Here is a 12,770-nt window from a genome sequence, read left to right as displayed (position 1 = left end):
AATTATTATTCAGCAAATTCGCTCAAATATTCCCAACGAGCAACCAAATCATCTGATTCTTTGTTTAAATCATCTAATTTTCGTTGTAATTCAGCTAATTTATTATAATCTTCGCCATTATTTTGCATTTCTTCTGTGACCTTTTTAATTTCATTTTCATTCTTTTCAATTTTTGCTTCAATGCCATCAAATTCAATTTTTTCAGCATAAGTAAGCTTAGTTTTCTTTTTCGTTGAATTAGATCTTGCTTCAACTTTATTATCTGATTTTACCTTTGTTTCATTACGCACTTTTTTTTCTTTTTTACTGCTTAGATAATCTGTAAAAATCCCATTATATCGTTCAATCTTAGTATTTCCTTCAAAAATTAAAAGACGATCAGCAACTTTATTAAGGAAATAACGATCATGTGACACAGTAATGGTTGTCCCATTAAAATGCTTAATGTAATCTTCTAGAACAGTTAATGTAGCAATATCAAGGTTATTGGTAGGTTCATCCAAAAGCAAAACATTTGGTTGTTCCATCAATAATTTTAAAAGATAGAGACGACGTTTTTCTCCCCCAGAAAGTTTCCGAATCAAAGTTCCATGCATAAATTTAGGGAATAAAAATTGTTCTAATAAGTTGGTTACACTAATTTTGTTGCCATCTGCATCAACAATATTCTGCCCAATATCAGTTAAATAGCTAATGACTCGTTTATCTTCTGGAATGGTCTCCATTTGTTGTGTGTAATAGGCCATTTTTACAGTTTCCCCAATTTCAATCGATCCCGATTGAATTGGTAGTATGCCGGCAATAGCATTCAGTAATGATGATTTACCGGCACCATTTTCACCACTAATTCCAATTCGCTGTCCATTTTGAATTAACATACTAAAATCTCGAAGGACTGGTTTATTTGCAATTTCAAGGCTTGCATGATTAATTTCAATTACTTTTTTACCAAGTCGTTGTTGTCCCATTGCAATATCAAGTTCACCATCAAGTGGTGTTCCTTCTTTGACTTTGTCTTCAAGTTGGTTAAATCTCTCAATTCTAGCATTTTGCTTAGTCGAACGAGCTTTTGCCCCAGTTTTCATCCATTTGAGCTCTTGTTTATACAATTGTTGTTCTTTATGACTGGTAGCCAACTGTTCATCGACTAATTCTGCCTTTTTGGCAACATATGTTTGATAATTACCAGGATATTCATACAAGCTCCCAAACGACAATTCCCAAATATGATTTGAAACCTGATCTAAGAAATAACGATCATGAGTTACAACAATCAATGAACCCTTGTAGCTAGATAAATATTGTTCCAACCAATCAATTGAGTCAAAATCTAAGTGATTGGTTGGTTCATCAAGTAAAAGTAAATTAGGAGATTGAATTAGTACTTGTGCTAAGCCAACTCGTTTTTGTTGCCCACCAGACATTGTACCAATTTTCTGATCCATATTAGTAATCTTTAGCTGAGTTAAAATTGTCTTAACTCGACTTTCAGTATTCCAAGCATCACCTTCGTTCATTTTAGCCTCAGCAGCTAAATAACGCCGTTCAAATTCTTGATTATCAGGATGATTGGAATAATCATTCAAGGCATCTTCATAATGTCTAATAATTTTAAAAACTTTTTGTTTCCCAGCAAAAACTGATTCCATTACTGTCATATCTTCTGGTAAATCAGGTTGTTGTTGTAAATAACCAATTCGATAAGCTTTAGACGTAATAATATTGCCAGTAAAATCATGATCAGTTCCTGCAATGGCATTCAGTAATGATGATTTACCACTACCATTGGTACCAATTAGACCAATTCGATCGTTTTCATTGATAATAAAGTCAAGATTCTTAAATAGAACCTTTTCACCATATGTTTTTGTTAATTTATCTGCTCGTAAAGTTTCTACCATAACTACCTCAATTTTCGTTTGCTAATTCTTTGGCCTTATTAATTAATGTAATTTGGTCGTTTTCGACTTCCCCATTAATTACCATTAATTCTAAGTCATTTAATACTTTACCTAGTTGGGGACCTGGCTTAAATCCAGCTTTTATTAAGCTACCACCATTAACGTTTAATTCGGCTTTTTGTTTAATTGGCAGGCTATTAAAGGCATTTTCTAATTCTTCTTCTCCTTGATTAAGTCCATAGATTTCCATCACATGATTAGCATTTAAAAGATTATTTAGTCCAATTTGATAAATAAATAGAGAAACTATTTGTTTATTTTGCAACATTTTAATTCCTTTAACAACTTGTAAAACATTTTCAGTCATTTTATTAGAACATTTCCACAATTTCATCATTTTTCTGATTTGGGATTGTTTTAAGTTTAGTTCAAAAGCCAATAGAGACCAAACTTGAATTTCATTAGTTAGATGATTACTTAAATCCAAATTAGCTAGGTGTTTTAATTCGGAAAGATATTGATTAAAGAAAGGAACATATTCAAACAAATCAGTTCCTAAAATTTCTTGTAACCCTCGTGATGGTGAAATTCCTAACATCATCTTGATAAACTCTACGTTGATTCTTTCAATTGCAATTTTTTTAAGCAGCTGACAGTTTGCTTTAATTGCAGCAAAGGTTTTTTCTTCAATTTTAAAATTTAATTGACTACCAAAACGGACAGCTCGCATCATGCGTAACGCATCTTCGTTAAAACGTTGATTTGCATCACCAACGGCACGAATTAAATGATGCTGTAAATCTTTCATGCCATTAAATAAATCAATTACCTCACCATTCTCTTTCATCGCGAAGGCATTAATCGTAAAGTCTCGCCGTTTTAAGTCTTCTTTTAAAGATCTAATAAAGGTTACCTTATCAGGTCGACGAAAATCTTGATATCCACTTTCAGTTCTAAAAGTCGTAATTTCAAATCCCTTATGATCAAACATCACTGTTACAGTACCGTGTTCAATTCCGGTATCAATCGTCCGTTTAAAAATTTTTTTTATTTCTGCTGGATAGGCAGATGTGGCCATATCTACATCATGAATTGGCAAATTCAATAAGGTATCACGCACGCTCCCACCAACAAAATATGCTTCAAATCCATTTTGTTCAATTACTTGAAGGACCTTTCTGGCGTCAATAAATTCTGACGGCAAATTTTCAATTTTCATTTTATATCCCTCTTTCATTAGCTTGTCACTTTATTATACCTTAAAAAAACAGCCCAAATATTAATTTAGACTGTTCTTTGGATTTTATTTTGTTTCCAAATCTTGTAACATGTAAACCATTTCGTCATCATCTGGAACTAAATTTACATATTGTTTCAAAAATTCAATCGATTCATTAACTTTTCCGTTCTCACGTAAAAAGAAAATATAATTTTTCAAAAAATCAGGATTGTCTTTCAAATTCATAGCTGCTTTTTGATAATTTTCACTAGCTTGCTTAATTTTATTCATATGATCATAAGAAATTGCTAAGTCCCAATACAATTGAGGAACCAAATTATTATCAGAAAGATAATCAGATAAGAAATCAACATCTTTTTCAAATTGTCCATCTTTAACATAGATTTCAGATAATTTGGTGACTACTTCCATATTGTCTGGATTAACTTGATTACCTTTTTCTAGATATTTAACTGTAAGATCCATTTTACCTAATTTAGCAGCGATATCAGCAGCTTTAAGATAAAGAATTACATTATATTCATCAACGCTTAAACCTTCTTGATAAGTTCTTAAAACGTCTTCTGGCTTATTGTCTTTTTCAAATGCCTCTCCTAAATAAATATATAAAGAAGCATATTGATTATCAGTATCTCTAAGCATTTCAAAAATTTCAATAGACTTTGCATAATTACCTAATTGCAAATAAGTAAATCCCGTTTCAAATAAAACATCTGGGGTCATGTCAATTGGTTTAATTTGTTCTAAATAGCCAATGGCATTTTCAAAATTACCCACGTGTGCATAAGAAACTCCAAGACGTTCAACTAAATTAACATTTGAAATTGATAATTGTCCTTGTTTAATTAAATTAAGGTAGAGTTTAATTGCACTTTCATACTTACCTTCAGAATAATATAGCTCAGCCAAAGCAAACTTTACAATTGGTTCATCAGGAGCTAATTTTTCAGCTTCTATTAGTTTGTGTTCGCTAACTACAAATAAATCCTGGGTTTGATATAAATCAGCCTCTACCAACAAAGCATTAATGTAATAGCTTGAGTCTGGTTTGATTTCGTTTAGTACTTCTAAAGCTCCATCAGTATCATCCTTAGCAATTAAAATATCAGCAATATAAGTTCTAATTTCATCTTCATCAGGATATTTTTTTAATAATTGACGATAAATTTTTAAAGCATCATCAGAAAAACCTAGTGAGTAAAGTTCTTCAGCTAATGAAAATAACATATCATCATTATCTTGATCTAAAGCATTTTTTAAATTCTTTTGATATTCATCTAAATCATTGTTTTGTAAGGCTTCTAACGCTTTTTCTGAATTGCTCATAGTTAATTCTCTCCTCCAACAAAAAAACCAGCTCGCTTAAGCGAACCGGTTTTAACTGTCAAAATTATTTAACAGCATCCTTTAAAACTTTACCAGGTTTAAAGGCAGGTACTTTACTTGCAGGGATTTCAATTTCCTTACCAGTTTGTGGGTTACGTCCCTTACGGGCAGCACGTTGACGTACTTCGAAACTACCAAAACCGATTAATTGAACACGTTCGCCTTTAGCAAGTTGATCTTGGATTGCTTCAAATACAGCATCTAAAGCTGCAGTAGCATCCTTTTTAGTTAAACCAGTTGTTTTTGCAACATCATCTACTAATTCTGCTTTGTTAGCCATGAGTGATTCACCTCCTGATAAATGTTCAGATGAACATCAACTTGTAAGCTCCTTAAATTATGTATCGGAACTATGAAATAATCTAAAGACTATCTCGTACTTAAAGATATCACACCAAAAATACGATTGCAACGCTATTTCGATGAATTACTTCAGCAATTTCGATTTTTTATTTAAAAAAGTTTATTATTTTCTACTTCTTGGAATTATTCTGATTGGAGTACCTGTAAAATCAAAATTTTTACGAATTTGATTTTCTAGATAACGACGATATGAAAAATGTAATAGTTCTGGATCATTAACAAAAAGAACAATTGCAGGTGGTTGTGTTGCAACTTGTGTAGCATAATAAATTCTAAGTTTACGAGTTTTAATTGTTGGAGTTGGAGTCATTGCGACAGCATCCATAATAACTTCGTTAAGAGTAGATGAACTAATCCGTTTCTTATGATTTGTATTAACCTTTTCAATTAAATCAGGCAATTGCGACAAACGTTGTTTTGTTTTTGCAGAAACAAAAACAATCGGTGCATAAGCAAGATATTGAAATTCCGCTCTAATAGCAGCTTCAAATTGTTGTTGACTGTGATTATCCTTTTTAAGGGCATCCCACTTATTAACAACAATAATAACTCCTCTTCCGGCTTCATGAGCATATCCTGCAACCCGTTTATCTTGCTCTCTAATACCTTCTTCAGCGTTAAGTACAACTAAAACTACGTCACTTTCATCAATAGCCTTCATTGCTCGCATAACACTATATTTTTCAGTTTTCTCGTAAACCTTACCACGTTTTCTAATTCCCGCAGTATCAACAATTGTAAACTCTTGTCCGTCATGAACAAATTTAGAATCAATTGCATCCCGAGTTGTTCCAGCAACATCAGAAACAATTACTCGATTATCCCCTAAAAATGCGTTAACTAATGATGATTTTCCAACGTTAGGACGTCCAATTAAACTAAAGCGTATACTATTATCTTTTTTCTCTTCTGGAGCTTCGGGAAAGTTTTTAATAACTTCGTCCAACAAATCACCTAATCCAAGACCATGAGCCCCAGAGATTGGATATGGATCGCCAAAACCTAATGAATAAAAATCATAAATATCAGCGCGACTTTCAAAGTTATCTATTTTATTAACTGCTAAAACAACTGGTTTATTTGATCTATATAGTATTTGTGCAACACGTTCGTCAGCATCAGTAATACCTTGTTTACCATTAACCATAAAAATTATGACATCTGCTTCATCAATCGCAATTTCAGCTTGGGCTGTAATCTGTTTGATAAATGGTTGATCAGAAACTTCAATTCCACCAGTATCAATCAAATTAAAATTGTGTCCTAACCATTCTCCGTGAGAATAAATACGATCTCTAGTTACACCTGGAGTATCCTCAACAATTGAAATTCTTTCCCCAGCAACACGATTAAAAATTGTTGATTTACCAACATTTGGACGACCAACAATTGCTACAGTAGGCTGTGCCATATAATTCACCTCTCCTTCTAAAATAAAAAAATCCCCCAAATTAATGAAGGATTTTTTATGAAAAACTATTCTTCTGAATCGTTATCAATGTCTTTTCCTAAAATATCACCTAAAGTGAAACCACTTTCTTCTTCAGGAGCATTTGAAGTTGAATTATCATCAACATTCTTTTTAGGAGCCTTCTTGTTTTCTTCTTTAGGAGCTTCTTCCAAGGCTTTCATTGATAATGCTAAACGATGTTCTTCAGGATCAACTGAAAGAACCTTAACTTGAATCTTTTCACCAGATTTAAGTACATCGCTTGGCTTGTCAATATGCTTGTGTGAAATTTGTGAGATGTGAACTAAACCTTCAACACCTGGTAAAACTTCAACGAATGCACCAAAGTCAACAAGACGTTTAACAGTACCATCTAATATGCTACCAACAGCAGCTTTTTCTTCGATGTCATCCCAGGGACCTGGTTGTAATTGTTTGATTGATAATGAGATACGATTACGTTCTGGTTCAATTGCGAGAACCTTAACCTTAACGTCTTCACCAACTTTAAGAATATCACTTGGTTTACTTACATGATCATATGAAATTTCAGAAACATGAACTAAACCATCAATTCCACCAAGATCAACAAAAGCACCGAAGTTAGTTAAACGAGCAACTTTACCTTCAACAATATCGCCAACTTTAAGGCTACCCATGATTTTTTCTCTTGCTTCTTTACGATCTTTTTCAGCAACAGCACGATGTGAAAGAATTAAACGATTATCTTCAGGAACAACTTCAATAATCTTAACTTCTAATTCTGCACCTTTGTATTGATTTAAATCGCTAACAAAATGATCAGTAATCATTGAAGCTGTAATAAATCCACGAACACCATCAGCATTTACTACTAAACCACCACGTACAGGACGGGTAACTTTAACAGTAATATTTTCACCTTTATCAGCTTTTTCTTTAATTTCATCCCAAACCTTAAGAGCTTCGAGACGACGGATTGAAAGGAGGTAACTTCCACCTTCTTTATCATCACCGATTTTTGAAACTACGACAACTTTTACGGTGTCTCCAACTTTATATTTATCAGTTGGATTACTTTCCATGGTAGCAGAAACTTCTTTGCTTGGAATAACACCTTCAACACCAGCACCATCAATTCCTACCATCAATTGTGAATCGTTATCTACTGCTAAAATTTCACCAGTAACAACATCACCCACATTGACTTCTTTAATATTATTAAGTGCATCTAATAATTGTTTGTTTTCATTTTCACTCATCAAACATTTCCTCCTTGAAACTACTCTATTATCATTTTAGCCTATATAGCGATAAAATGCCAGTAAAATACGACTGTTGTAATAATTTTTTTATTTTTGAATTCTTTTTTTAATTAAACTGGAAATCTTATCAGATACCTGTTCAATTGACAATGAAGTAGTATCAATTTCAATTGCATCTTTAGCTTTTTTTAAAGGTGAGACTTTCCGGTGTGAATCTTTATAATCACGGACTTCAATTTCTTTTTTTAATTCTTCGAGTGTTACATTAATACCTTTTTTCTGATTTTCTATGTAGCGACGTTCGGCACGTTCTTTAACACTTGCAATTAAAAATATTTTTAAATCTGCGTTTGGAAGAACCGTTGTGCCAATATCACGACCATCCATAATTACTCCACCATCTTTTGCAATCTCTTGTTGGCGTTTAACAAGGTCTCTACGGATTAGAGGAAGTGCAGCAACTGTTGAAACATTATTAGTAACTTTTTCAGATCTAATTTTATCTGTAACTTCTTCACCATCAATGAATACATGTTGAACTGGATTTCCTGGGGTAAAAGTTATTTTAGTTTTATGTAGTAACTCAACAATCTTATTTTCATCATTTAAATTGATATTACTTTGGATTGCCTTATATGTGATAGAACGATACATAGCTCCTGTATCAACGTATATATAATTGAAGTTTTTTGCTACTATTTTAGCTACTGTACTTTTCCCTGCTGATGCAGGCCCGTCAATTGCTACTTGTAATCCCTTTTTATGCATTATATCAATCCCTATATTTTTTATTTAATTCTTAGTTTTTGTCCAGGAGTAATAACACTATTTTCATTTAAACCATTTAATGCTTGAAGTTGGCTAACGCTAATTCCAGCATTTGTTGCTAAACGATAAATTCCCTCGCTTTGGTTAACGGTTACATACTCTGCATTGTCTTTATCTTGCGATGTATCATGGTTGGTATCGTTTGGATTCTGTTCTCCACTCGATTCTTGGTCATTACTTGTCGTCTGAGCTTCATTCGTGTTTTGACTTGTGTTTTGACTTGTGTTTTGTTCAGTATCATGTTTTGATTCATTATTTTTTTGGGGTTTAGTAACCTTTTTCTTTGGCTTAGTAACCTTTTTTGTCTTTTTCTTAGAAATTGATTGATATTGTTGAACATCATTTTGTTTTGACATTCCAAAAACTAATGAAAAAATTGCAGTTAAAGCTACAATTGAAACTAAAACAGCCAAAATCAACTTAAAATTTTCCTTTTGCTTTCTCAATGCAATTCTTGAAAGGTCCCCTTCTTCTTGAGCATTATCATCAGAAAAAGAATTTTCCCATGGTTTTTTATTTCCATTTTTATCCATAGTAATTTAAATCCTCCAATTATTATTTTCTTAATTATATCATTTAATTTTTTTAAAATAATTGATTAATTATACTTTTCCAGTCCGAAATTTCATTAGTAGGTTGCGTAATAAAATACTCATATGGTGTTAAATCAATTTGATCATGTTGAAAATCACAGCAATCGTCATCATGCATATCAAAGTTTTCATCAAAATTAGCTTGAATAAATTTCCTACGACAACCAACATTATTAATATAATCTACTAGTTTATATAAATTTTTAACTTTCAAACTGTGATTTTCTTTAAAAATTTGTTTAATTTGAGACTCAGAATAACCATGTTGATAGTAAAAATCTAATAGTCTTTTGGTTTGTTCATCAAGATAATTAAATTTATGTTTATTATAATTTTCATAATCACGTTCTGTTGGAAAAGAACTTTCCAACAGATTAAGTGCTATTTGTTCATCACCATCAGAGTACATTAATATTGCAATACTAGGTTGACCATTTCGACCAGCTCGTCCAATTTCTTGCACATAACTTTCTAAATCTTTAGGTAGATGATAATGAATTACAAATTTAATATCTGATTTATCGATTCCCATTCCAAAAGCATTAGTTGCACAGACAACATCTAACTCATTATCCATAAATTGATGTTGAATTTTAAAACGATCACTATTACTTAAATCTGCATGATAAGGGGCGGACTTTAGTTCGGTTTTCAAATTAATCATATCAGACATTAAGTTTGCCATTTTCTTACTAGAAAAATAAATAATACCGGGTCCTTTTAATTTAGTTAGTAAATAAATTAAATTTGATTGCTTATCCATTTCTGTTTCAGTTTTTTGAACAGCTAAAAATATGTTAGGACGGTTAACTGATTCAATAATTCTGCTACAATTATCAATCCCTATTTTTTTAATAATATCATCTTGAACTTTTTTTGAAGCAGTTGCCGTTAGCATTAACGTTTGAGGATTTCCTAATTTCTTTAAATTACTTTTCAAACTAAGATAATCTGGTCTAAAGTCAATACCCCATTTAGAGATACAGTGAGCTTCATCTACTACAAATAAACCAATATTTAACTTTGCTAAACTTTGATTTATTTTTTTTTGATTTAACATTTCAGGTGAAATGAAAATATAGCGATAATGTTCTAAATTAGACAGAATGGACTTTCGTTCTTTCCAATCGTGTTCAGAATTAATCGCAACTACATTAGAAGACCCTAGGTAACGAATTCTTTCAACTTGATCATTCATTAATGATAATAAGGGAGAAACAATGACAATTGGTTTGTTAATCAAATAACTGTAAATTTGGTATATTAAACTCTTTCCCGCTCCAGTAGGTAAAATCGATAAAACGTTCTTACCCGATTGAAGAGCTTGAATTGTTTCTTCCTGTCCTGGATTAAAAGAATCAAAACCAAATCTTTTCTTTAATATTTGTTTAACGTTCGTTTTATTCATCATTGCCTACCTTAGTTAAATAAATTTCCACAAGCCGAAACTGAAAAAAAGATAAACTTTGTTTAAGGCTTAAGTTCTCGTAATTCCATTTATCAATATCATCACTTAATTGCTCTTTCAATTCTTCGATTTGTACATCATTAATAAAGTCGGAATAGGGAAATTTATTAATTGGAAAATAAATTGCAATTTCCAACAAGTGCTCATAGATTGTGGATTCTTTTAAGTGACGTTTCAATGCCACTTTAGATATATCATGATTAATCAAATATTGGTTAAAGGTCATAATTGCGCTATTACTTACTACATTTTGGTGTAAACCTTTTAACAAAGGAAAAATAACTGATTCTTGATTGTTAACAACAAAATCAATTAACTGACTGATAACGTCAATATCAGATAAATATACTTTAATTAAAGATTCATCAAATTCATTGGCTAATTGAAATAAAGTCCGTCCATTTTTTTGAAAGCCAACTAATTCATTGGCTAATTGATTAGCTAGATTTTCGTTATTAATCACACTAAAAAAATTTAATAACTCATTTTTTAAACTAAAAGCAATTGATTCTCTATCAATTTTTTTAAAATAATATTTAACAAAATTCATTTCACTATCTGATACATTGACTGGATAATATTTTCGTTGATTGTGTTGATATTCAGAAATAACTTGAATGAAAAGTAATAAACGAGATTTAAAGCGCATAAAATTAAATGATTGAAAATTACGTTGCCAATTGAATTTTAAATTATCACCTAGTATTTTACTTCTTAGAATATATCCCTTATCAGTTAATACATAAGCTTGGTTTTCATCTTTTATTACTAATTTTTGCTTCTCTAAATTATTAAAATCTAACTTAGTTATTTCCATGTAGCGGCCCAACCCCAAATAACCAAGAATTTGATATCTTAAAGCCCAATAAATTGTAGCAACCGTTTTTTTTTCAACCAACAAATTTTCTAACAATCTTTTTCTTCTTGGCTGATGTTTATCTAACAAAAATAAAGCAAGCTCTTCATTTAATTTCATCGAATATATCAGCTCATTTCTTAATCATTAACCAATTCAAACAAATCTCTAATTTCACGTTTTTTTAGTGGTCTCCACTTTCCAACTTCTAAATTATCAGCTTGAATTCCTGCAAAAGAAATTCGTTTTAATTTTTCAACTGGATGCCCAATACTACTCATCATTTTCTTAACTTCGTGATTTCGTCCTTCATGAATTGTTAATTCAACCAATGAATTTCCTTCATCTTCACCTACTTTTTTTATCACTTTCGCTTCTGCAGGTGCACTCTTCAAATTACGTTCTAACTTAACTCCCCTACGAAGTTGATTAAGATCTTTTTCATCAGGAATTCCGTCTACTTTTGCAATATAAACTTTATCTATTTGATGTTTAGGATGAGTTAATTTAAAATCCAAAGAACCATCATTTGTCAACAGTAATACACCACTGGTGTCATAATCTAACCGACCCACTGGATAAATTCGTTCTGAAACTTTATGTTTAAAGAAATCTAATACAGTTTTACGATCTTTTTCATCATCAGATGAGGTAATAATTTCCCTAGGCTTATTTAAAACAAAATAAACTAATTCTTCAGTTTTAATTGTGGTGTGGTCAACCTCAATTCGATCTGCAGGAGAAACTTTAACCCCTAAAGTATTTACTACTTTTCCATTTACTCGAACATGACCGGTTTCAATTAACTTTTCACAAGCACGACGCGATGCAACCCCAGAATGGGCCATCACTTTTTGTAATCTATCACTCATTATTTACCTCATTTTCTAATAAACCAATATTATGGTTAAAAATTTCTTCTTTTTGTTGGTTAAAACTTTCACTTTCATTTAATTCAGGTAATTGTTTAATATTATTCAATCCGAAAGCCTTTAAGAATAAGTCAGTGGTTCGATAGAGAGACGGCATACCGGGCTCATCAACTTTTCCACTTTCTTTAATTAAACCTAAATTCAATAAATTGCGAATTGAAACGGAACTATTAATTCCTCGTACATCATCTACCATCACTCTAGTTAGCGGTTGCTTATATGCGATGATTGTTAAGGTTTCTAGAGCGGCTTGACTTAAAAGATTTTCATCCGTTTTAATATATTTTTGAATTAAATCATTATATTCAATTTTTGTAACCAGTTGAAAAGTATCTCCATTTTGAATTATTTCCAGAGCCGAATCATATTTTTGATATTCTTCTTGAAGTTTAATTAAATTTTCACGAATTGCTGCTTTAGGTGCATCAATTAATTTTTCGAGTTCCTTGACCGAAACTCCCAAATCACCAGAAATATAAATCAAAGCTTCAATTTTTTTAATCAACATT

General features: G+C 31.4%; 12 protein-coding genes. All 12 read right to left on the bottom strand.

The window, feature by feature from the left end; genetic code table 11:
• Positions 1-5: 5 nt before the first annotated feature.
• The 12 genes from FD36_RS02380 to scpB all read right to left on the bottom strand — a co-directional run bounded on the left by FD36_RS02380 (position 6) and on the right by scpB (position 12,769).
• Positions 6-1,901 (bottom strand): ABC-F family ATP-binding cassette domain-containing protein, encoded by a 1,896-nt coding sequence (locus tag FD36_RS02380; protein ID WP_056957793.1) that lies wholly within the window; start codon positions 1,899-1,901, stop codon positions 6-8.
• Between the two features lie 7 nt (positions 1,902-1,908).
• Positions 1,909-3,120, bottom strand: a complete 1,212-nt coding sequence (locus FD36_RS02375; RefSeq protein ID WP_056957792.1) for a CCA tRNA nucleotidyltransferase — start codon at positions 3,118-3,120, stop codon at positions 1,909-1,911.
• 84 nt (positions 3,121-3,204) lie between these two features.
• Positions 3,205-4,467, bottom strand: coding sequence for a tetratricopeptide repeat protein (locus FD36_RS02370; RefSeq protein WP_056957791.1), 1,263 nt, complete (start codon positions 4,465-4,467; stop codon positions 3,205-3,207).
• Between the two features lie 64 nt (positions 4,468-4,531).
• Positions 4,532-4,807 (bottom strand): HU family DNA-binding protein, encoded by a 276-nt coding sequence (locus FD36_RS02365; protein ID WP_056957790.1) that lies wholly within the window; start codon positions 4,805-4,807, stop codon positions 4,532-4,534.
• A 186-nt stretch (positions 4,808-4,993) separates the two neighbouring features.
• On the bottom strand, positions 4,994-6,301 hold the full coding sequence (der, locus tag FD36_RS02360) for a ribosome biogenesis GTPase Der (RefSeq protein WP_056957789.1): 1,308 nt from the start codon (positions 6,299-6,301) through the stop codon (positions 4,994-4,996).
• Positions 6,302-6,366: 65 nt separating this feature from the next.
• Positions 6,367-7,581 carry a 30S ribosomal protein S1 gene (gene rpsA / locus FD36_RS02355; protein ID WP_056957788.1) on the bottom strand — a complete coding sequence of 405 codons (1,215 nt, stop codon included), beginning with the start codon at positions 7,579-7,581 and terminating at the stop codon, positions 6,367-6,369.
• A gap of 90 nt (positions 7,582-7,671) precedes the next feature.
• Entirely contained in the window at positions 7,672-8,352 is a 681-nt protein-coding gene (cmk, locus tag FD36_RS02350; RefSeq protein WP_056957787.1) for a (d)CMP kinase, read from the bottom strand.
• A 20-nt stretch (positions 8,353-8,372) separates the two neighbouring features.
• On the bottom strand, positions 8,373-8,945 hold the full coding sequence (locus FD36_RS02345) for a LysM peptidoglycan-binding domain-containing protein (protein WP_056957786.1): 573 nt from the start codon (positions 8,943-8,945) through the stop codon (positions 8,373-8,375).
• 52 nt (positions 8,946-8,997) lie between these two features.
• A complete protein-coding gene (locus tag FD36_RS02340) occupies positions 8,998-10,416 on the bottom strand; it encodes a RecQ family ATP-dependent DNA helicase (protein ID WP_225362002.1) in 1,419 nt (472 codons plus the stop codon).
• Positions 10,406-11,449 carry a helix-turn-helix domain-containing protein gene (locus tag FD36_RS02335; protein WP_056957784.1) on the bottom strand — a complete coding sequence of 348 codons (1,044 nt, stop codon included), beginning with the start codon at positions 11,447-11,449 and terminating at the stop codon, positions 10,406-10,408. The genes FD36_RS02340 and FD36_RS02335 overlap by 11 nt, the downstream gene beginning before the upstream one ends.
• Before the next feature lie 20 nt (positions 11,450-11,469).
• Positions 11,470-12,201, bottom strand: a complete 732-nt coding sequence (locus FD36_RS02330) for a pseudouridine synthase (protein ID WP_056957783.1) — start codon at positions 12,199-12,201, stop codon at positions 11,470-11,472.
• Entirely contained in the window at positions 12,194-12,769 is a 576-nt protein-coding gene (scpB, locus tag FD36_RS02325) for an SMC-Scp complex subunit ScpB (RefSeq protein ID WP_056957782.1), read from the bottom strand. The genes FD36_RS02330 and scpB overlap by 8 nt, the downstream gene beginning before the upstream one ends.
• Position 12,770: the final 1 nt, after the last annotated feature.

The organism is Fructilactobacillus sanfranciscensis DSM 20451, from assembly GCF_001436035.1.
GTDB classification, from domain to species: Bacteria; Bacillota; Bacilli; order Lactobacillales; family Lactobacillaceae; genus Fructilactobacillus; species Fructilactobacillus sanfranciscensis.
Note: the sequence above shows the minus strand (reverse complement) of the source record. Positions and strands in the feature narration are given on the sequence as shown.